This window comes from Methyloversatilis sp. XJ19-13 (assembly GCF_024580155.1).
In the GTDB taxonomy this organism is placed as follows: domain Bacteria; phylum Pseudomonadota; class Gammaproteobacteria; order Burkholderiales; family Rhodocyclaceae; genus Methyloversatilis.
Genome location: NZ_JANINH010000012.1, coordinates 67,128 through 86,831 on the forward strand (window position 1 = coordinate 67,128; position 19,704 = coordinate 86,831).

Below are 19,704 nucleotides of genomic sequence, written 5' to 3' on the forward strand. Positions count from 1 at the left end.
CGAAGAGATGTACGACACGTCAGAAAGGCGACTTGTGCACACCCCAACCTTACCGGAAATTCCGCGTCCGACGCTTCAGGGCGCGTTCGCACACCGCGCATGAAAAGACAGATTTCGTTCGCCCGGATACTGATGGCGCTGTTCGTGGCGGGCGGCGTCGCCGCGGTCCACTTCGGCCTCTGGGCGGTGATGAACCGGCCGGTCAGTCTGGTCGAACCGCTCGACTATATCGACGGCTTCTCGTACAGCCCCTACCGCCGTGACCAGACGCCGCTGCGCGGCATCTATCCCTCGTACGACGAGATTGCGCAGGATCTGTCGCAACTCGGCGGCATCGCCCATCGCATCCGTACCTACAATTCGACCGAAAACCCGGAGGTGTCGGATCTGGCCGGCCAGAACGACCTGAAGGTCACGGCCGGTGCGTGGATCGATACCGACAAGGTGCGCAACCGCCGCGAGATCGGCGCGCTGCTGGCGGACGCGCGTCTGCATGGCAACATCGACCGGCTGATGGTGGGCAACGAGTCGCTGCTGCGCGCCGACGTGACGATTCCGGAAATGATCGAGTACCTGGACGAGGTGCGCGAGGCGACCGATCTTCCGGTATCCACCGCCGAGCCCTGGCATGTCTGGCTGAAGAACCCCGAACTGGCCGATCACGTCGACTATCTGGCCGTGCACCTGCTGCCGTATCACGAGGGTGTGCCGGCGGACAAGGCGGTCGATTACGCGATGGCGCGCTATCAGGAGCTGCTCGACGCCTTTCCCGGCAGGGCCATCCTGATCGGCGAAATCGGCTGGCCGAGCAAGGGGCCGACCATCCAGGCCGCGGTGGCATCGGAAGAGAACCAGGCGCGCTTCGTGCGTGAGTTCCTGTACCGCTCGCTGTGCAAGAACCTCGACTACTTCCTGATCGAAGCCTACGACCAGCCGTGGAAGATCGAGATCGAAGGCTGGGCCGGTGCCTACTGGGGCATGTTCAACGCCGACCGTCAGTTGAAGTTCCCGCTCGAAGGCAGCGTGGACCGCAACAGCGGCTGGATCGACGACGCTGTCGTGGCCACCGTGTTTGCGCTGGTGCCGATGCTGCTGCTGTGCCTCGCGCAGCGCGGCATGAGCATGTTCGGCCTGCTGTGGATGTGCGTGCTGGTGCAGGCCTGCGTCACCGCCATCGTCATTTCGGCCCGGCTGCCGGCGGATTATTACTTCACGTTGCGCGATCTCACGGCGCTGATCGGCCTGGTGTTCGGCGTCATGCTGACCGCGGGCGTGTTGCTGACCAATGGTTTCGAATTTGCCGAGGTGTTCTTCAAGGCGCGCTGGCGCCGCGCCTACAAGGCGGCTGCGCCGCTGCCGCCCGAGCAGCAACCCTTCGTATCGGTGCATCTGGCCTGCTGCAACGAGCCGCCCGAAATGGTGATTGCCACCATCGACAGTCTGGCGGCCATGGATTACCAGAACTTCGAAGTGCTGGTGATCGACAACAACACAAAGGATGAGGCGCTGTGGAAGCCGGTCGAGGCGCGCATGGCCGAACTGGGCCCGCGCTTCCGCTTCTTCCATCTGTCGCCGTGGCCCGGCTTCAAGGCCGGCGCGCTGAATTTCGGCCTGAAGCAGACCGACCCGCGGGCCACCGTGGTCGGCGTGGTCGACGCCGATTACGTGGTTACGCCGGACTGGCTCAGTGCATTGATTCCGCACTTCCACGACGAAAAGGTCGCCGTCGTGCAGGCGCCGCAGGCGCACCGGGAATGGGAACGCCACCCGTTCCGCCGCATGTGCAACTGGGAATTCGAAGGCTTCTTCCGCATCGGCATGCACCATCGCCACGAGCGCAATGCGCTGATCCAGCACGGCACGATGACGCTGGTGCGCCGTTCGCGCCTGGAAAGCTCGGGCAGCTGGTCGGAGTGGTGCATCTGCGAAGACACCGAGCTGGGCCTGCGCCTGCTCGAAAACGGTGACGAATTGCGCTATATCGACCGCGTGTTCGGCCGCGGCCTGACGCCGGCCAGCTTTGCGGCGCTGAAGTCGCAGCGCTTCCGCTGGGCGTTCGGCGCAATGCAGATACTGAAGGGCCACTGGCGTTCGCTGTTCGGTCACAGCAAGCTCGACAGCGGGCAGCGCTATCACTTCATCACCGGCTGGTTTTCGTGGTTCGGCGACGCGCTGCAACTGGTGTTCGCGATGGGTGCCATCGCCTGGACGGCGGCGATGCTCATCTGGCCCAAGCTGTTTTCGCTGCCGGTCACCATCATGCTGGCGCCGGTGCTCGGTCTGCTGGTCGCCAAGGCGGCGATGGGTCCGATCCTGTACCGGCGCGCGATGGACTGTCCGTGGGCTGATATTGCGGGTGCGTCGCTGGTCAGCCTCGGTCTGTCGCATTCGATCGCGCGTGGCGTGATTGCCGGTCTGACGCACAAGCGCGGCGTGTTCCTGCGCACGGCGAAGGGCAGGGGCGAAAGCGGTCTGGCGAAGTTCTTCCAGCCGATCCGCGAGGAAATGTATCTGTTGGTGGCGCTGATCGCCGCCGCCTGGGCCATGATCATGCTGCGCGGTACGCAGAACATCGAAGTCGTGCTGTGGGTGACCATGCTGGGTCTGCAGTCGCTGCCTTACCTGGCCGCCGTGGGCTGCCAGTTCATCGCCCAGTTGCCGGAAAAAGCCGAGCCACTGCCAGCGCAGGCCCAGGCCGCGTGACCGGTCACTGAACGCATGAACCGTTCCGCGCCGCGCTGGGTGCGCTTTGCGCTCGTCCATGTCCTCGTCCTCGTGCTGCTGGCGGTCTGGCTGTGGCAGCGCAATGTGGCGCAGCCGCTGGCCGACGTGCCGGCGGATGCGGGTCTGCTGCAGTGCGTGTCCTACGCGCCCTATTACCGCCCGGGTGAATCGCCGCTGCAGCCGGACTTCCGCGTCACGCGCGAGCGGATAGACGCCGATCTGGCGCGGCTGGCTGAAATTTCCGGCTGCGTGCGGCTGTATTCGGTCGACCAGGGCCTGCACCATGTGCCCGAACTGGCCGGCAAGCACGGCCTGAAGGTGCTGCTGGGCGCCTGGATAGGCGGCGACAAACTGAAGAACGACCGCGAACTGGCGCAGGCAATCGAACTGGCAAACCGCCATCCGGACGTCGTGCGCGGCCTGATCGTCGGCAACGAAGTGCTGCTCCGGCGGGAACAGACGCCGGACGCCATGCGTTCCTACATCGAACGCGCGCAGGCCGCGACGAATGTGCCGGTCACCTACGCCGATGTGTGGGAGTTCTGGTTGATGAACAAGGACCTCGCGCAGTCGGTCGACTTTGTCACCGTGCATGTGCTGCCCTACTGGGAAGACGAGCCACAGCCGATCGACCGCGCCATTGCCCATGTGGAAGAGGTGATGAAGACGGTCGACGCCGCCTTCGACAAGCCGCTGCTGATCGGTGAAACCGGCTGGCCCAGTGTCGGCAAGCAGCGCGACGGCGCGCGCCCCGGCGTGCTCGAACAGGCGCGCTACCTGCGCGAATTCGTCATCGCCGCGCAGACGCACGGCTGGCAGTACAACCTGATCGAAGCTTTCGACCAGCCGTGGAAGCGCCGGCTGGAGGGCACGGTGGGCGGCTTCTGGGGCCTGCTCGATTCGGACGGCCAGGCCAAGTTTGCCTGGCAGGGGCCGCTGGCCGCGCGGGTCGACGGGCCGCAGCCGCTGGTTGCCGGTGCGGCGGGTCTGGCGCTGGCACTCGTGTTGTCGACGCTGGGCCGCGTGCGCCGGCCGGCCGCGACGGTCGCGTTCGCCGTGTCAGGCGTGCTGGCCGGTGTCATCGCACCGCTGCAGTTCGAATATCTCGCGCTGGCCTGTCGCAGCCCGCTCGAATGGGCCGCCATGGGCGTGGTCGCGGCGGCCGGCTGGCTGATGTGGGCCGCGCTGCCCTGGACACTGCACGGTCGCCCCGGCGAGGCGGTGCGCCTTGCGGCCCGGGTGCTGCTGTTCGGACTCGCGTTCAGTGGTCTGCTGCTGGCCGTCGACGGTCGCTACCGCGACTTTCCCTTCCTGCTGTTCCTGCTGCCGGCGGTGCAGTGGGGTCTGGCCGCCGCCGTCGCGCGGCTGGCGCCTTTGCCCTATCTGCCGGAAGGCAAGCTGTTTGCCGCCGTCGCGGTGATCGGCAGTGCCGTCGCCTGGCTCGCCGACTGGCGCAATCCGCAGGCACTCGCCTGGCTCGCGCTCACGCTCGTCATGGCGAGTGCATTCGTGCTGCGTCGGGAACGAGGGTACTGAGCCAAAGCAGGCCCGCAGGGGGGAGCGGCGCCCGCGCTGAGATTGGCACCGGCCCTGTGGGAGTGGCGGCCTCGCCGCGATCAGTGCCGTGGCCATCGCGGTGCGAAGTGCATATCGCGGCGAGGGCGGAGCGGGGGGTTCGGCGAGCACTGCTCGCCGCCCGCAGAGCCGGCCGGCCATGCAGGGCCGGCAGTGGATCGCCGCTCCCACAGAGACAGCTCCCACGGCACTCGACCTGAAGTGAGACGGCTTCTCGCCGCCTTCTTGCATTCAGCGGAACAGTGTCTTGAATTCCCTCGGCTGGCAGCGCAGGTACTGCGGTGCGGCGTCGNAGACAGCTCCCACGGCACTCGACCTGAAGTGAGACGGCTTCTCGCCGCCTTCTTGCATTCAGCGGAACAGTGTCTTGAATTCCCTCGGCTGGCAGCGCAGGTACTGCGGTGCGGCGTCGACCTGCGCGCCCAGCTTCGCAGCGGCGTGCCAGGGCCAGCGAGGGTCGTAAAGCATGGCGCGGGCGAGTGCGACCAGATCGGCCTGATCGCTGGCGAGGATGGCTTCGGCCTGTTCCGCTTCGGTGATCAGGCCGACCGCGATGGTCGGCAGGCCGCCTTCGCGCTTGATGCGTTCGGCGAACGCGACCTGGTAGCCGGGCACCGCAGGAATCTGCTGCAGTGGCGAGGCGCCGCCGCTCGACACGTGGATGTACGCCGCGCCGCGCGCCTTCAGCGCCTGCGTGAAGACGACGCTCTGATCGACATCCCAGCCGCCGTCCACCCAGTCGCTGGCGGAAATGCGCACGCCGACCGGCTTGTCGGCCGGAAAGGCGGCACGCACGGCGTCGAACACTTCGAGCGGAAAGCGCATGCGGTTGTCGAGCGAACCGCCGTATTCGTCGCCGCGTGCGTTGGCCAGCGGGGTCAGGAACTGGTGCAGCAGATAGCCGTGCGCGGCATGCACTTCGATCGCATCCAGTCCGAGCCGCGCCGCGCGGCGGGCGGTGTCGGCGAACGCTGTGCGGATGCGCTCGAGGCCTGCGGCATCGAGGGCGACCGGCGGGTGTTCGCCCGGTGCATGCGGCTGTGCCGACGGCGCCACGGTCTGCCAGCCTCCGGCCGAGGGTGCGATCTGTGCGCCGCCTTCCCAGGGCCGCGCGACCGATGCCTTGCGTCCGGCGTGGCCGATCTGGATCGCGATCGGCATGGCCGAATACGCGCGCACCGCGTCGAGCACGCGTGCCAGCGCCGCTTCGTTGGCGTCCGACCACAGGCCGAGGTCCTGCGCCGAAATGCGGCCTTCCGGCTCGACTGCAGAGGCTTCGATGATCAGCAGGCCGGCGCCGGACAGCGCCAGCTGGCCCAGATGCATCAGATGCCAGTCGGTGGCGCAGCCGTCCTGCGCCGAGTACTGGCACATCGGTGCGATGACGATCCGGTTGGGAAGCTGCAGCGGGCCGAGGGCGCAGGGCTGGAAAAGCAGGCTGGACATGGGGGAGGGGGCGTGTTGACGGAGGTGTGCAGTATCCCTGACGGCGGCCCGGGCGCGCCACCGTCAGGTCGGCGAAAGAACGAAAGGGCGGTGACGAAAAAGCGGTGACGAAAAGTCAGCGCAGCATCAGAGTCCGAGTTCGCTCAGCCCCGGGTGGTCGTCGGGTCGGCGACCCTGCGGCCAGCGGAACAGCCGATCGGCTTCGCTGATCGGCAGATCGTTGATGCTGGCGTGGCGGCGCGCCATCAGGCCACGTTCGTCGAATTCCCAGTTCTCGTTGCCGTAGGAACGGAACCACTGGCCGTCGGCGTCGTGCCATTCGTAGGCGAAACGCACGGCAATGCGGTTGCCGCCGGTGCACCACAGCTCCTTGATCAGCCGGTATTCATGTTCCTTCGCCCACTTGAGGGTCAGGAAATCGACGATTCCGGCGCGTCCGTTGATGAATTCCGAGCGGTTGCGCCAGCGGCTGTCCGGCGTATAGGCGAGCGACACCTTGTGCGGGTCGCGATTGTTCCAGCCGTCTTCGGCGGCGCGCACCTTCTGTGCGGCGGTGTCGGCGGTGAAGGGCGGCAGCGGCGGGCGGGGGGCGTCGGTCATGTCGGTCTCCATCGAACAGGGGTCGAAAAAACGTGGCGATACAGATCTGTCTACATCCTTGAACAAGACAGGTCTGTCTGTCAACATGTGCGCATGACTTGCACCCTTGACGACCTCGCCGGCTCCGGCCCGCAGCCGGATCAGGACGCGCGCACCCGCGTGCTCGAAACGGCCTACCGGCTGTTCTACCGGCAAGGCCTGCGCGCCACCGGCATCGACCGCATCATCGCCGAGTCGGGCGTGGCCAAGATGTCCTTCTACCGTCACTTTCCGTCCAAGCAGGCGTTGATCGACGCCTGTCTCGACCTGCGCCATGCGCGCTGGATGGCCTGGCTGGAAGGTCGGCTCGGCGGGTTGAGTGCGCCGCGCGACTGGCTCGCTGCGCTGCCCGACGCGCTCGATGACTGGTTCCGCAGCCCCGGCTTCCGCGGCTGCGCCTTCATCAACGGTCACGCCGAAGCCGGACCCGACGCGCCGGCGATGACCGTGACGCACAAGCGCGAACTGGCTGCGCGCATCGAACAGCAGTGCGCCGAGGCAGGTCTGGCCCGTCCCGGAGACGTGGCCGCCGACCTGCTTCTGGCGATCGAAGGCGCCATCGTGCGGGCGCAGATGGAGGGTGCCGACGCCGCGTGCGGCGCGCTGCACAGGGTGTTTGCGCGCACTCTTTCCGATGCCGGCGGCAAGCAGTGAGGTTTTTGTGGGAGCGGCTCCCACAGGGACAGCTCCCACCGGGACAGCGCCCATGGCGTGGTACCCCGCCAATCATTCCACCCACCGTGTCAGCGGATACGGACGACGCGCCCTCGCCGATACCGGTACCATCCTTGCCCCATGAACTATGAAATCCTGCTCGGCCTGCGCTATGTGCGGGCGAAACGGCGCAACGGCTTCATTTCCTTCATTTCCCTGATTTCCACGCTCGGTCTGGCGCTGGGCATTGCAGCGCTGATCACGGTGCTGTCGGTGATGAACGGATTCCAGAAGGAGTTGCGCACCCGTATCCTCGGCGTGGCGTCACACGTACAGATCACCGGTTACGACAACGAACTGACCGACTGGCAGCAGGTGGCCGATCGCGCGCTGCAGAACACCGACGTGAAGGCCGCAGCGCCCTATGTCAGCGAGCAGGCCATGCTGAGCTTCGACCAGACGGTGCGCGGCGCCATGGTGCGCGGCGTGCTGCCGGCGGCTGAAGATGGCGTCGCCGATTTCAGCCAGCACATGCGCGCCGGCCATCTCGCCGACCTGCAGCCGGGCGGATTCGGCGTGGTGCTGGGCATCGAACTGGCGCGCGCGTTGCGCGTCCAGGTCGGCGAAAAGGTGACGCTGATCGCGCCGCAGGGTCTGGTGACGCCGGCGGCGGTGCTGCCGCGGCTGAAGCAATTCACCGTGGTCGGCGTGTTCGAGGCGGGGCATTTCGAGTACGACGCCAGTCTGGCGCTGATCCACATGCAGGATGCGCAGACGCTGTACCGGATGGAAGACCGCGTGTCGGGCGTGCGGCTCAAGCTGGGCGACCTGTTCGACGCGCCGCGCGTGGCGCGCGATCTGCACGCGCAGATGTCGGGCGACGGTCTGCTGGTCGGCGACTGGACGCGCCAGCACGCCAATTTCTTCCGCGCCATTGCGATCGAGAAGAACATGATGTTCATCATCCTGATGCTGATCGTCGCCGTCGCAGCGTTCAATATCGTATCCATGCTCATCATGGTGGTGACCGACAAGCAGGCGGACATCGCCATCCTGCGTACGCTGGGTGCCAGTCCGGCCAGCATGATGGCGGTGTTCATCGTGCAGGGCGCCATCATCGGCGGCGGCGGCCTGCTGCTCGGCGTGGCCGGCGGCGTGGCGCTGGCGTCCAACCTCGATATCGTCGTGCCGGCTATCGAAGCCGTCGCCGGCGTGTCGCTGTGGTCGGCCGAGGTGTATTTCATTCCCGAGCTGCCTTCCGAAATCCTGTGGTCCGACGTGCTGACGGTGACCGTCATCGGCGGGCTGCTGACGCTGGCCGCGACGCTCTACCCGAGCTGGCGCGCGTCGCGCGTGCAGCCGGCGGAGGCGCTGCGCTATGAATGAGGTCGTGCTGAAGTGCGAGGGGCTGACCAAGGTGTTCCATCAGGGCAAGGTCGAAGTGCCGGTGCTGTCCGGTGTCGATCTGGCGGTGCTGCGCGGAGAGCGCGTGGCCATCGTCGGCGCCAGCGGATCGGGCAAGAGCACCTTGCTGCACCTGCTGGGCGGGCTGGACACGCCGACTTCGGGCAGCGTGTCGCTGCTCGGCCAGCAGTATTCGACGCTGGGCGAGGCGGCGCGCGGTGCGCTGCGCAACCGCTCGCTGGGCTTCGTCTACCAGTTCCATCATCTGCTGGCCGAGTTCTCCGCGCTCGACAATGTCGCCATGCCGCTGATGATCCGCCGCCAGTCACGGCCGCAGGCGCGCGAAGCCGCGGCGGCCATGCTGGCCGAAGTCGGGCTGGCGCACCGGGTGGAGCATCAGCCGGGCGAAATGTCCGGCGGCGAACGCCAGCGCGTGGCGATCGCGCGCGCCCTGGTCACCCAGCCGGCCTGCGTGCTGGCCGACGAGCCGACCGGCAATCTCGACAGCAAGACCGCCGACGGCGTGTTCGACCTGATGCTGACGCTGAGCCGCACCCGCGGCACCAGCTTCGTCATCGTCACCCACGACGAGCGGCTCGCCGCACGGGCGGACCGCATCGTGCGGCTGGTCGACGGCTGGCTTCAGGCCGATTCAAGACACAAGATCGAAGATGCAAGATGACGGCGCTGCGAGCGCTGCATCCGCGCCGGCATGATCATGCCTTGCGCCGCTGCGCCCGCGCGCGCCAGCTGCGCAACAGGTGCCAGCGCCACAGGCCCAGCACCGTGACGTAACCGATCGCGGCCAGCGTCACCGCCAGCAGCGGCAGGCCGATCAGCAACGGTTCGCCCAGGGCCATCACCCAGTCGAACAAGGCGCGGATCCAGCCGCCAAATCCGGAACCTTCGGGGATATGCGGTGCGTGGAAGCTCGCGCCGGGTGGCAACGTCAGCCCCAGCAGCGGCATCACCAAACGACCATAACCCCAGGCCAAGGCATACAGCGGCACGATGGTCAGCGGGTTGCTGTAGAAGGTGACCGCCATCGACAGTGGCAGGTTCACGCGCAGCAGCACCGCCAGCCCGGCGGCAAACAGCATCTGCAGCGGCCCTGGAATCAGCCCCGCGAAAAGCCCGGCTGCCACGCCGCCGGCACAGCTGTGTCGGTTCAGGTGCCACAGCCTGGGATGGCCGAGCCAGTCGGCGAAGGGTGCCAACCAGCGATTGCGGCGCAGGGTTTCGGTGTCGGGGATGTACTTCCGGAAGATCTTTTTCATCGGAGCGGATTATCCGCTGCCGTCGTGACGGCATGGCAATGGTGTGGTTCGAATGACTTCCGGGACGTGTGACGGGATAATCCATCGTCATGATCCTGCCTGTCGCGCTGTTGCTTGTTGCCGGTACCTGGCTCGCCCAGCAGCAGGCCGGGTTGCCCGCGCCTGCCATGCTTTACGGCCTGTCGGCCCTTGCGCTGCTGCTGGCGCTGTGTGCTTCAACCCGACTCGCGCGCGCTGCATCCGACAGCGCCCTCTGCATCTCGGTTGCACTGGCCGCCTTCGTGTGGGCCAGCGCAACGGGGCATGTCGCGCTGGCCAACCGTCTGTCGCACGCGCTCGAAGGACAGGACATCGACCTGACTGGCGTGATCGCAGGGCTGCCGCAGCGGGTGGAGCGCGGTCAGCGCTTTGATTTCGCAGTCGAGCAGGCGCCGTCCGGCGTGCCGCGGCGCATCGCCCTGACCTGGTACGACAGTCGTCACGCCGATGCCCCGGGTTCGGAAGCGACGCCGCTGTTGCAGGCCGGCAGCCGCTGGCAGCTGCGGGTGCGCCTGAAGCGACCGCACGGCAACATGAATCTGCACGGCTTCGACTACGAAGCCTGGCTGTTCGAGCGCGGCATCGGCGCGACCGGTCATGTACGTGCCGGCGGCGAAGGACGACAGGCGCAGCGGCTGATCAGCGAACGGGCGGGCGGGCTCACGGCATGGATCGACGCGCAGCGCGACGCGGTGCGGTCGCGTTTCACGGTGGTGATGCAGGACGACGCGCTGGCCGAGGAGCCGGCGTGGCAATGGGCCGGCGTGCTGATCGCGCTGGCGATCGGCGACCAGCGGGCGATCCCGCCGGCACACTGGGATCTGTTCGAACGCGCCGGCCTGACACATCTGGTGTCGATTTCCGGGCTGCACGTCACGATGGTGGCGGCGCTGTCCGGTCTTTTGGTGTCCGCTCTCTGGCGCCGGGTGCCCGCGCTTGCGCTGCGCTGTGCTGCGCAGCGTGCCGGCATCGTCGCGGGACTGATCGCCGCCACCGCCTACTGCGCGCTGGCCGGTTTCGGCATTCCGGCGCAGCGCACGCTGATCATGCTGGCGGTCGCCGGGGTGGCGTTGCTGGCCGGGCGCTTCTCGTCACCTTTCAATGCGCTCGCGCTGGCCGTGTGCGTCGTGTTGCCGCTGCACCCGATGGCGGTGATGAACCCCGGCTTCTGGCTGTCGTTCGGCGCGGTGGCGCTGCTGTTCTACGCGGCCGCCGGCCATCTGGGAACGCCGCATCCGGTGCGCAGCTGGCTCGGCGCACAGGCCGCGATCACGCTCGGCCTGGCGCCGCCGATGATGGCGCTATTCGGTCAGGTGTCGCTCGTGTCGCCGCTGATCAACCTGTTCGCGATTCCGCTGGTCAGCGTGGTCATCACGCCGCTGGTGCTGATCGCCATCGTAGTGCCGCTCGATGCACTGCTGTGGCTGGCGCATGCGCTGACCGCCGTGCTGATGTGGGCGGTGCAGCGGCTGGTCGCACCCGACTGGGTGTTGTGGCATGCCGCGGCACCGGCCGGCTGGGCGGTCGCGTGCGGGGTGCTCGGTGCGGCGAACCTGCTGGCGCCGCGCGGCTGGCCCGGACGTGCGCTGGCCGTGCCGCTGATGCTGCCGCTCTTCATGACGCAGGACACCCGGCCGGTGGCCGGCGACATGCATGTGGTCGTGCTCGACGTCGGCCAGGGGCTCGCCGTGCATGTGCAGACGGCGCAGCATGACCTGCTGTTCGACACCGGCCCGCGCTACGGCGCCGAAGCCGATGCCGGCGGGCGGCTCGTGCTGCCCTATCTGCGGGCGATCGGTGTGCGGCGCCTCGACACCCTGATCGTCAGCCATGCCGACAGCGATCATTCAGGTGGCGCCGCATCGTTGCTCGCCGGCCTGCCGGTGGGCGAGGTGCTGTCGTCGGTGCCCGCACACGACGGGCTGCGACGGGCGCGGCCCGACACGCGGGACTGCGCTGCCGGCCAGCGCTGGACGGTGGATGGTGTGCGCTTTGCGATGCTGCATCCGCCGCCCGGCGCGGTCGCAGCCGGTGCACGCAGCAGCAACGCGCTGTCGTGCGTGCTGCGCATCGACAGCGCCCACGGGTCGGCACTGATCACCGGCGATGTGCTGGCCGACGGTGAAGCGGCGCTGCTTGAGGCGGCTGCGCCGCTGGCCGCCGATCTGCTGGTGAGCCCGCATCACGGCAGCCGCACATCGTCGACGGAAGCCTTCGTGGAGGCGGTCGACGCCAGCGACGTCGTGCATGCCGTGGGCTACCGCAACCGCTTCAATCACCCGCATCCGAAAGTGCAGCAACGGTATGCGGACCAGGGCACGGTGCAGTGGCGCAGCGACGCCCACGGCGCCGTGGCCTTCGATTTCACCGACAACGGCATCGAACGCCGCGCGAGTCGCGAGATCGACGTGCGCTACTGGCACAATCGGGTTTTCGAGCAGCGGGCGGTTGCTCGATGAACGAAGCGGGTTGGTGGGGACAGCCTCTGCGGGAGCGGCCTCTCTGGGAGCGGCTCTGTGGGACTGGACCTTGTGGGAGCGGCGGCCCCGCCGCGATGGTGCCGCGACCATCGTTGTGCAGAGTGCGTATCGCGGCGAGGGCGGAGCGGGGGTTTCGGCGAGCACTGCTCGCCGCCCGCAGAGCCGGCTCGCCATGCAGGGCCAGCAGTGGATCGCCGCTCCCACATTAATCAGATCCGTTGCCGCCCGCAGCGCCCATCGTGAATCACCGCAGGTGCATTTTCAAACAGGGCTTGATCAATGGCGACTGGTGTCATCGACAGATTGCGGGCATGGTTCGGCGGTGCGCCGCCTGCGCCACGCGACGCGCAGCCGCGTCTGCACAGCGTGCAGTGCGCCAATCCGAAAGGGCTGCATCACATGGCCTATGCGGAATGGGGCGACCCGGTGAATCCGCGCGTGCTGGTGTGCGTGCATGGATTGACCCGGGTCGGGCGCGACTTCGACTTCCTCGCGCAGCAGCTCGCCCGGCACTATCGCGTGGTGTGCCCGGACGTGGTCGGACGCGGTCGCAGCGACTGGCTGCCTGACGCTGCGAATTACGGCGTGCCGCAGTACGTCGGCGACATGGTGACGCTGATCGCGCGCCTCGGCGTCGAAGAGGTGCATTGGTTCGGCACGTCGATGGGCGGCTTGGTCGGCATGGCGCTCGCTGCGCTGCCGCAGTCGCCGATCAGCCGCATGGTGCTCAACGACGTCGGGCCGGTGGTCACTTCGGTGAGCCTGCGGCGCATCGCGGAGTACGTCGGCAAGGCGCCGAAGTTCGCCAGCCTGGACGAGGCTGACCGGTACATCCGTACGGTCAGCGCGCCGTTCGGGCCGCTGACTGACGCGCAGTGGCGCCATCTCACCGTGCATTCGACACGTCCCGTCGCCGATGGCGGCTTCGAAATGGGTTACGACCCCGACATCGCCAAGCCGATGCAGGCCATGCTGTTTCTCGGCGATATCGAACTGTGGAATCTATACGAGGCCATCCGCTGCCCGACGCTGTGCGTACGCGGCGCCGAATCGGATCTGCTGACGCGCGACACGCTGGCGCAGATGGCTGCACGCGGACCGAAAGCCCGCACGCTCGAAATCGCCGGCGTCGGACACGCGCCTATGTTCATGGACACGGCACAGACCGCTCCGATCGAACAATTCCTGACCGAAGGTTTCGCCGCATGACGAAAGATGAAGTGATTGCCGCGACGCGCGACTGGCTGGAGAAGGCCGTGATCGGCCTCAACCTGTGTCCGTTCGCCAAGGCGGTGTATGTGAAGGAACAGGTACGCTACGTGGTCAGCGAAGCGACACATCTCGACGGCTATCTGGAGGATATCGACCGCGAGATCGAATTTCTGGCCGCCGCCGATCCGCAGCACACCGACACCACCCTGATCATGCATGCCTCGCTGCTCGAGGATTTTCTCGACTTCAACGACGTGCTCGATCTGGTCGACGACGCGGTGACCGAGCATGGGCACGAGGGCGTGCTGCAGGTCGCTGCCTTCCATCCGCTGTGGCAGTTCGCCGACACCGAACCGGACGACATCGGCAATTTCACCAACCGGGCGCCGTTCCCGACCATCCACCTGTTGCGCGAAGCCAGCGTCACGCGCGCGGTCGATGCCTTCCCGGAAGCGGAAAGCATCTACGAGCGCAACATCGACACGCTGGAAAAGCTGGGCCTCGACGGCTGGCGCGCGCTCGGTCTGCCGGTCGGGCTCCGGTCATCGTCCGGCTCGAAGTCCTGACTCGCGGAAGTCGTGCCGTCAGCCATGGGCTGGCCGGGTGCGGTGCAATCGAAGGTGCTTCAGTCCGATGCGGCTCAATCAACTTCCGAAAAGTTCGCCAGTTCGGCGCTCAGTTCCGGCCAGTTGTGCGAAAGCCGGTGCACGCCGGCCGGCGTGACGACATCGATCGAAAACACTTTCTTGTCAGCGCTGACCAGACCGGCGCCGTGGATGGCCGGCTGGGACGCATCCCGGGCGTGGCGCAGCACCACCTTCATCTGGCGGCCCGGCACGGCCGACTCGAGGCGCAGCCGGTTCGAGTGATTGGTCAGATCGACGATGTACTGATTGACGTCTACGTCGTTCATGGCAGTCCTCCTGGCGGGTGAAGCATTAGGAAGTCACACCTTCAATCTAGCACCGCTCGCACGCCCGCTCTCCTCAATCGATGCTGCAGTGCAATCGCATGCGAAGATGCGCCGCTTCTCCGACGACCCGAACCGACTTGTCCGTGACTGTCTCCCTGCCCGACATTCCGCTTGAAGTCATCTATCGCGACGACGTCATGGTCGCGATCAACAAGCCGTCCGGTCTTCTGGTGCACCGCACCGCGCTGGACCGGCACGAAACCGAATTTGCGGTGCAGCGGCTGCGCGACCAGATCGGCCGGCGGGTGTGGCCGGTGCACCGGCTGGACCGCGGCACGTCGGGGGTGCTGGTGTTCGCGCTCGACGCGGTGTCGGCGCACGCGCTGGCGGACCAGTTCGCGCAACACACGCCGGACAAGCGCTACCTCGTGCTGGTGCGCGGCCATCCGTCGGAGGCGGGCGTGATCGACCATCCGCTGCGTCGCGTGATCGACGCGATCGACCCGCGCGCGGCGCGCGAGGGCGCGGACCCCGTCGAGGTGCAACCAGCGCTGACCCGCTACCGACGGCTGGCGACGGTCGAACTGCCGGTCATGGTCGATCGCTACCCGAGCAGCCGCTATGCGCTGGTCGAAGCGCTGCCGCTGACCGGCCGCACGCACCAGATCCGGCGCCACATGAATCACATCGCGCATCCGGTGATCGGCGATTCGACCCACGGCAAGGGCGTGCACAACCGCTACTTTGCGTCCGCCTGGGGCGTGAGCCGGTTGATGCTCGCCTGTATACATATGCAAGTGCGGCATCCGGTCAGCGGTGATCCGGTCACGCTGCAATGCGATCCGGGAGAAGCGTTCGAGCGGCTGGGGGAGGCATTCGGGTGGGATCTGCCATAGTGCCGGCCAGCTCCTGTATGAGCGGCCCTGAGGGAGTGGCCCCTGTGGGGCGACCGATGTGGGAGCGGCCCTTGTGGGAGCGGCGATCCACTGCTGGCCCTGCATGGCCAGCCGGCTCTGCGGGCGGCGAGCAATGCTCGCCGAAACCCCCGCTCCGCCCTCGCCGCGATACGCACTTCGCACAGCGACGGTCGCGGCACGATCGCGGCGGGGCCGCCGCTCCCACAACACCTCGCCGTCCCCACGTCCGGCAACTGATCACCGCCGCGGATCCGCGACATATCGCGGATCCGCGGAATTTCGCGGAAGGATGCGCCCGTGAAATTTCACGGATGAAAGATTTTAATGGCTTAACTATTTGTTTTTAAATTAATAAAAATTATTGGCCGCATCTGGCACACAAGCTGCTGAGAGGGAAGCGTCGAGAGCACACCGCTCAACCCGAAACCGGGCGACTGCCTACCCAACCTCAAAGGAGCTTTGCCATGAACAAGATGATCGCTGTCCTGATGTTTGCCGGCCTGACCGTTTCTTCCGCCTCGTTTGCCGGCACCACGACCACCCATGAATCCATCTATGAACCGGGCTACCTGAGCAGCCTGTCGGACAAGGGAGCGCTGGGCGGGCGTGCCGAGACCCGCGACGTGGTGGCGCACGAGTCGACGTATGACCCGGCCTATCTGCGTGCGCTGAGTCAGGCACCGGCGGGCAAGTCGTTCGACGGTCTCGTGATCAACCACGAGTCGATCTATGCGCCGGGCGTGCTGCGCGGCTTCACTTCGGGGCGCGCAGCGCCGATGCGCAGCGCGCAGGCGCCCGCAGACCACTCCGCCATCTGATGCGGACTTGCAACACCGGATCGCCAAGGGGCGATCCGGTGCGCAGCGCAACCGTCGCAATGGCGCATCTTCTCGCGGGCTGTCATCAGCCCGCTTCTCTTTTCACGTGAAGCGAAGCGGCTGCGCCAGCCGTGATGCGGCGCAGCAGGAATTGATGCTCTTGATAGTCCGATCGGACTATCAATGTCCATATTTCATGTCACGGCATGGACATGTTCCGCCCCGACAATCGGCGCTGAAACTTATCCCCGCCTGCCATGAAAACCCTGATTGCTCTCGGCGCCTTCGCGGCGCTTATCCCCTCTTTTGCCAACGCCTGGTGGGACGAAGCGTGGACCGCGCGCCGAATTGTCACGCTGGATACCAGCGCTGCGGGCGTGCCGATCACGGCGCCGCAGAATTCGATTCCGGTGGCAATCCGCCTGCACAGCGGGAATTTCGACTTTCTCGCCGCAAAGGACGACGGCTCGGATATCCGTTTTGTCACGGCAGACGACAAGACGGTGCTGAAGCACCACATCGAACGCTATGACGCGCTGAACGAACTGGCCGTGGTGTGGGTGCAGGTCCCACTGATCGCTGCTGGCGACGCACCGGCCACGCTGTACGCCTACTTCGGCAATGCAGCCGTCGGCGGCGCGCAGGACAGCAAGGCGACGTATGACGCCTCGACGGTCGGCGTGTGGCATTTTTCGGAAACCGCACCGCTGGCCGATTCTTCGGCCAGCGCGCTGGTGGCACAGGGTGCCGTGCAGATCCAGAAGGCGGCGCTGCTTGGCGATGCCGCCATTTTCGGCGGAACGCCCATCACGATCGGGGCTGGCGCACCGTTGGCGACGACCGCCGGCGGCGCCTGGACGATGTCGGCCTGGATCAAGCCGGCCACGCTGCCGCAGCAGGCGACGCTGTACGGCCAGGGCGCGCTGACGGTGAAGATCGAAGACAGCGCGCTGGCATTGAACATCGGCGCCACGCGTCTGGCCGGCGGTACGCTGCAGCCGGGCGTGTGGCAGCACGTCGCGGCAACGGTCGGCGGCGGCAAGGCCTCCCTCTATATAAATGGTCAGCCGGCCGGCAGCATCGACGTTGCGCTGACAGCGGAGCAGGCCGACGTCGTCATCGGCGACGGCTACACCGGTGAGCTGGACGAACTGCAACTTGCGAACACGGTGCGCGGCCCGGACTGGATCAAGCTGGCCGCACTGGGGCAGGGTGCCGACGCTACCTTCGTCGCGGTGCGCGAGGAGGTGGCCGAATCCGAAGGCGGTCACAGCCATTTCGCCGTGCTGGTGGACAATCTGACGGTTGATGCCTGGGTCGTCATCATCATCCTCGGCGTCATGTTCCTGATCAGCGCCTGGGTCATGGTGGACAAGGCGATGCAGGTGACGCGCATCGACAAGGCGAACCGCGGCTTCATCAACCGCTTCCGCTCGGCCGCCGGCGATTTCCTGCTGCTGGACAAGGGTGAAGCGTACGGCGACTCGTCGCTGTTCCGCCTGTATGGCGCCGGCCTGCGCGAAATCCGCAAGCGCTTCGACAGCCAGGGCGAAGCGGCCGGGCTGACCGGTGCATCGATGGACGCGATCAAGGCCGCCATCGATGCCGATCTGGTACGCGAGTCGCACAAGCTCAACGCGCGCATGGTGTTGCTGACCATCGCGATTTCCGGCGGCCCCTTCCTCGGCCTGCTCGGTACCGTGGTCGGCGTGATGATCGTGTTCGCGGCTATCGCAGCCGCCGGCGACGTGAATGTCACGGCCATCGCGCCGGGCATTGCGGCGGCACTGCTCGCCACGGTTGCCGGTCTGGCGGTCGCGATTCCGGCGCTGTTCGGCTACAACTACCTCGCGTCGCGCATCAAGAACATCAGCGCCGACATGCAGATCTTCGTCGACGAATTCGTCACCCGCGTCGCCGAAGCGCACGGCCGTTGAGGCAGGAAATGCGACCCCCACGCTCACTTCGTTCGCTGCCCCCCGGGGGGGCTACTCAGCGCCTTCGGGCGGCCGGGCGGCGCTGACATGTCCGCCGACATCAAGGACGACAACCAGCCGTACGACGAAATCAACGTCACACCGATGCTCGACCTGGCGTACGTGCTGCTGGTCGTGTTCATCATCATGACCACGGCGTCGGTGCAGGGCATCAAGGTCGAAGCGCCGGTGACCGAAACGATCACCAGCCTGGCCAAACCGCAAACCCGTGCCATCACGATCACGGCGGCCGGCGACGTTTTTCTCGACGCCTACCCGGTCGATCTGGCGATGCTCGAAACCCGCCTCGCCCAGCACAAGAGCGCCAACCCCGCGCTGCCTGTGGTGCTCAAGGGCGACGCCGCCGCGCACTTCGAAAAGGTGTCGGCCGTGCTGGAAATCTGCAAGCGGCTGGACATCACCGAAGTCGGCCTGGTGACCAAGAAAGCGGCAGGCTAGGCATGGAGCGGAACGCGTAATGCAGGTCAATACCGAAGCCAAGCCGTATGACTCGATCAACGTCACGCCGATGCTCGACCTGGCGTACGTGCTGCTGGTCGTGTTCATCCTGATGACGACTGCCGGCGTGCAGGGGCTGACGATGACGCTGCCCAAGCCGTCGAACAAGCCGAGCACAGAACAGCACGAAATCAAGATCGTGCAGGTGATGGAAAGCGGTGCGCTGATGGTCAATGGCGTCGGTGTCACGCTGGGCCAGCTCGAAGGCCAGCTCAATGCCGTGCGGGCGCGTGATCCGAAGTTCAGCGTGATGATCCGCGGTGAAGCGCGTGCGCCTTACAGCGGCGTGATCGAGGTGATCGATCTGGTCAATCGCATGGGCATCGAGAACGTCGGCCTCATCACGTCCAGGATCGGTACCTGATGGCGGCGCTGGCTGAAGATTCCCTCGAGGGCACGAGCACCGGCCGTCGCGTGCGCAACATCCTGCTGGCGCTGGTCGGCATCGGGGTGGTGGGTTACGGCGGCTACTGGCTGAAGTCGCAGTTCTCGACGCCGTCGGCACCGACCCGTCAGGTGACGAAGATTTCCATCATTCCGGATACGCCGCCGCCCCCCCCGCCGCCGCCGCGTGAAGAGAAGCGACCGGAGCCGAAGGAACAGAAGGACGTCAAGGTCGAGCAGCCCAAGCCGGTCGAGGCGCCGCCGCAGCAGGCCGAGCAGCTGAAGATGGAAGGTGCGGCCGGCGACGGCCCGAGCGCGTTCGCGGCGGGCGACGTCACCAACGAATACAAGGGCGGCGACGTCGGCAGCACGATAGGCGGCGGTCCGGTCAGGCCCAACCGCATGCAGTACGCCTTCTACACCAATGCGCTGCAGCGCCACATCCAGGACGAACTCGCGCGCAACCGCGAGGTGAAGCAGATCGATTACCGCGTCGTCGTGAAGGTGTGGCTCGGCCGTGACGGCAGCATCCAGCGCGCCGTGCTCGAAGACAGCACCGGTGATGACAAGGCCGACGGCGCGCTGTCGACCGCGCTGGCCGACATGCGCGCCTTCCACGAGGCGCCGCCAGCAGACATGCCGCAGCCGATCCGCCTGCGCATCACCAACCGGCTGACCGGCTGAGCGCGCGAGCGCATTGCTTACTTATTCCAGACAGATCCCGGAC

Annotated in this window: 18 protein-coding genes; 14 read left to right on the top strand and 4 right to left on the bottom strand. The window is 66.6% G+C overall.

All coding sequences use genetic code 11. The annotated features are described in order from the left end of the window. Positions 1-99 precede the first annotated feature (99 nt). Both NMQ14_RS14930 and NMQ14_RS14935 read left to right on the top strand, forming a co-directional pair. Complete coding sequence (locus NMQ14_RS14930) at positions 100-2,703, top strand: glycosyltransferase (protein ID WP_257097383.1); 2,604 nt, start codon at positions 100-102, stop codon at positions 2,701-2,703. A 15-nt stretch (positions 2,704-2,718) separates the two neighbouring features. After that, positions 2,719-4,260, top strand: coding sequence for a glucan 1,3-beta-glucosidase (locus tag NMQ14_RS14935; RefSeq protein WP_257097384.1), 1,542 nt, complete (start codon positions 2,719-2,721; stop codon positions 4,258-4,260). Between the two features lie 390 nt (positions 4,261-4,650). Here the strand turns inward: NMQ14_RS14935 and NMQ14_RS14940 are convergent, their stop codons facing one another. Then, positions 4,651-5,745 carry an NADH:flavin oxidoreductase/NADH oxidase gene (locus tag NMQ14_RS14940; protein ID WP_257097385.1) on the bottom strand — a complete coding sequence of 365 codons (1,095 nt, stop codon included), beginning with the start codon at positions 5,743-5,745 and terminating at the stop codon, positions 4,651-4,653. Between the two features lie 126 nt (positions 5,746-5,871). Continuing rightward, positions 5,872-6,345, bottom strand: coding sequence for a nuclear transport factor 2 family protein (locus NMQ14_RS14945; RefSeq protein WP_257097386.1), 474 nt, complete (start codon positions 6,343-6,345; stop codon positions 5,872-5,874). A gap of 93 nt (positions 6,346-6,438) precedes the next feature. On the opposite strand from NMQ14_RS14945, the gene NMQ14_RS14950 reads away from it, so the two are divergent. The 3 genes from NMQ14_RS14950 to lolD all read left to right on the top strand — a co-directional run bounded on the left by NMQ14_RS14950 (position 6,439) and on the right by lolD (position 9,124). After that, positions 6,439-7,038 (top strand): TetR/AcrR family transcriptional regulator, encoded by a 600-nt coding sequence (locus NMQ14_RS14950; protein WP_257097388.1) that lies wholly within the window; start codon positions 6,439-6,441, stop codon positions 7,036-7,038. Between the two features lie 141 nt (positions 7,039-7,179). Continuing rightward, positions 7,180-8,424 (top strand): lipoprotein-releasing ABC transporter permease subunit, encoded by a 1,245-nt coding sequence (locus NMQ14_RS14955; RefSeq protein ID WP_257097391.1) that lies wholly within the window; start codon positions 7,180-7,182, stop codon positions 8,422-8,424. Further along, a complete protein-coding gene (gene lolD, locus NMQ14_RS14960; RefSeq protein WP_257097393.1) occupies positions 8,417-9,124 on the top strand; it encodes a lipoprotein-releasing ABC transporter ATP-binding protein LolD in 708 nt (235 codons plus the stop codon). The genes NMQ14_RS14955 and lolD overlap by 8 nt, the downstream gene beginning before the upstream one ends. A 34-nt stretch (positions 9,125-9,158) precedes the next feature. On the opposite strand, the gene NMQ14_RS14965 is transcribed toward lolD, so the two are convergent. Further along, positions 9,159-9,719 (bottom strand): DUF2062 domain-containing protein, encoded by a 561-nt coding sequence (locus NMQ14_RS14965; protein WP_257097395.1) that lies wholly within the window; start codon positions 9,717-9,719, stop codon positions 9,159-9,161. A gap of 89 nt (positions 9,720-9,808) precedes the next feature. On the opposite strand from NMQ14_RS14965, the gene NMQ14_RS14970 reads away from it, so the two are divergent. The 3 genes from NMQ14_RS14970 (at position 9,809) to NMQ14_RS14980 (ending at position 14,016) form a co-directional block, all read left to right on the top strand. Beyond that, positions 9,809-12,217: a DNA internalization-related competence protein ComEC/Rec2 gene (locus NMQ14_RS14970; RefSeq protein ID WP_257097397.1), complete on the top strand. Its 2,409-nt coding sequence runs from the start codon at positions 9,809-9,811 to the stop codon at positions 12,215-12,217. Positions 12,218-12,517: 300 nt separating this feature from the next. Further along, the gene (locus tag NMQ14_RS14975) at positions 12,518-13,447 is read left to right on the top strand and encodes an alpha/beta fold hydrolase (protein WP_257097399.1); all 930 of its coding nucleotides are present in this window, start codon (positions 12,518-12,520) and stop codon (positions 13,445-13,447) included. Continuing rightward, positions 13,444-14,016, top strand: a complete 573-nt coding sequence (locus NMQ14_RS14980) for a DUF1415 domain-containing protein (protein WP_257097401.1) — start codon at positions 13,444-13,446, stop codon at positions 14,014-14,016. The genes NMQ14_RS14975 and NMQ14_RS14980 overlap by 4 nt, the downstream gene beginning before the upstream one ends. A gap of 74 nt (positions 14,017-14,090) precedes the next feature. Here NMQ14_RS14980 and NMQ14_RS14985 read toward each other — a convergent pair whose 3' ends face one another. Next, positions 14,091-14,363, bottom strand: coding sequence for a hypothetical protein (locus tag NMQ14_RS14985; protein WP_257079596.1), 273 nt, complete (start codon positions 14,361-14,363; stop codon positions 14,091-14,093). 143 nt (positions 14,364-14,506) lie between these two features. On the opposite strand from NMQ14_RS14985, the gene NMQ14_RS14990 reads away from it, so the two are divergent. From NMQ14_RS14990 to NMQ14_RS15015, 6 genes are all read left to right on the top strand, one after another. Next, positions 14,507-15,259 (top strand): pseudouridine synthase, encoded by a 753-nt coding sequence (locus tag NMQ14_RS14990; RefSeq protein ID WP_257097403.1) that lies wholly within the window; start codon positions 14,507-14,509, stop codon positions 15,257-15,259. 485 nt (positions 15,260-15,744) lie between these two features. After that, the gene (locus NMQ14_RS14995) at positions 15,745-16,098 is read left to right on the top strand and encodes a hypothetical protein (RefSeq protein ID WP_257097404.1); all 354 of its coding nucleotides are present in this window, start codon (positions 15,745-15,747) and stop codon (positions 16,096-16,098) included. A gap of 257 nt (positions 16,099-16,355) precedes the next feature. After that, positions 16,356-18,035 (top strand): DUF2341 domain-containing protein, encoded by a 1,680-nt coding sequence (locus NMQ14_RS15000; RefSeq protein ID WP_257097406.1) that lies wholly within the window; start codon positions 16,356-16,358, stop codon positions 18,033-18,035. A gap of 87 nt (positions 18,036-18,122) precedes the next feature. Further along, on the top strand, positions 18,123-18,533 hold the full coding sequence (locus NMQ14_RS15005; RefSeq protein ID WP_257097407.1) for a biopolymer transporter ExbD: 411 nt from the start codon (positions 18,123-18,125) through the stop codon (positions 18,531-18,533). A 19-nt stretch (positions 18,534-18,552) separates the two neighbouring features. Continuing rightward, complete coding sequence (locus NMQ14_RS15010) at positions 18,553-18,957, top strand: biopolymer transporter ExbD (protein ID WP_257079601.1); 405 nt, start codon at positions 18,553-18,555, stop codon at positions 18,955-18,957. Beyond that, positions 18,957-19,661 (top strand): TonB C-terminal domain-containing protein, encoded by a 705-nt coding sequence (locus tag NMQ14_RS15015; protein ID WP_257097409.1) that lies wholly within the window; start codon positions 18,957-18,959, stop codon positions 19,659-19,661. The genes NMQ14_RS15010 and NMQ14_RS15015 overlap by 1 nt, the downstream gene beginning before the upstream one ends. Positions 19,662-19,704 lie beyond the last annotated feature (43 nt).

Coding starts and splice junctions, on each gene's coding strand:
- NMQ14_RS14930 (WP_257097383.1), top strand. CDS start 100: ATGAAAAGACAGATTTCGTTCGCCCGGATACTGATGGCGCTGTTCGTG.
- NMQ14_RS14935 (WP_257097384.1), top strand. CDS start 2,719: ATGAACCGTTCCGCGCCGCGCTGGGTGCGCTTTGCGCTCGTCCATGTC.
- NMQ14_RS14940 (WP_257097385.1), bottom strand. CDS start 5,745: ATGTCCAGCCTGCTTTTCCAGCCCTGCGCCCTCGGCCCGCTGCAGCTT.
- NMQ14_RS14945 (WP_257097386.1), bottom strand. CDS start 6,345: ATGACCGACGCCCCCCGCCCGCCGCTGCCGCCCTTCACCGCCGACACC.
- NMQ14_RS14950 (WP_257097388.1), top strand. CDS start 6,439: ATGACTTGCACCCTTGACGACCTCGCCGGCTCCGGCCCGCAGCCGGAT.
- NMQ14_RS14955 (WP_257097391.1), top strand. CDS start 7,180: ATGAACTATGAAATCCTGCTCGGCCTGCGCTATGTGCGGGCGAAACGG.
- lolD (WP_257097393.1), top strand. CDS start 8,417: ATGAATGAGGTCGTGCTGAAGTGCGAGGGGCTGACCAAGGTGTTCCAT.
- NMQ14_RS14965 (WP_257097395.1), bottom strand. CDS start 9,719: ATGAAAAAGATCTTCCGGAAGTACATCCCCGACACCGAAACCCTGCGC.
- NMQ14_RS14970 (WP_257097397.1), top strand. CDS start 9,809: ATGATCCTGCCTGTCGCGCTGTTGCTTGTTGCCGGTACCTGGCTCGCC.
- NMQ14_RS14975 (WP_257097399.1), top strand. CDS start 12,518: ATGGCGACTGGTGTCATCGACAGATTGCGGGCATGGTTCGGCGGTGCG.
- NMQ14_RS14980 (WP_257097401.1), top strand. CDS start 13,444: ATGACGAAAGATGAAGTGATTGCCGCGACGCGCGACTGGCTGGAGAAG.
- NMQ14_RS14985 (WP_257079596.1), bottom strand. CDS start 14,363: ATGAACGACGTAGACGTCAATCAGTACATCGTCGATCTGACCAATCAC.
- NMQ14_RS14995 (WP_257097404.1), top strand. CDS start 15,745: ATGAACAAGATGATCGCTGTCCTGATGTTTGCCGGCCTGACCGTTTCT.
- NMQ14_RS15000 (WP_257097406.1), top strand. CDS start 16,356: ATGAAAACCCTGATTGCTCTCGGCGCCTTCGCGGCGCTTATCCCCTCT.
- NMQ14_RS15005 (WP_257097407.1), top strand. CDS start 18,123: ATGTCCGCCGACATCAAGGACGACAACCAGCCGTACGACGAAATCAAC.
- NMQ14_RS15010 (WP_257079601.1), top strand. CDS start 18,553: ATGCAGGTCAATACCGAAGCCAAGCCGTATGACTCGATCAACGTCACG.
- NMQ14_RS15015 (WP_257097409.1), top strand. CDS start 18,957: ATGGCGGCGCTGGCTGAAGATTCCCTCGAGGGCACGAGCACCGGCCGT.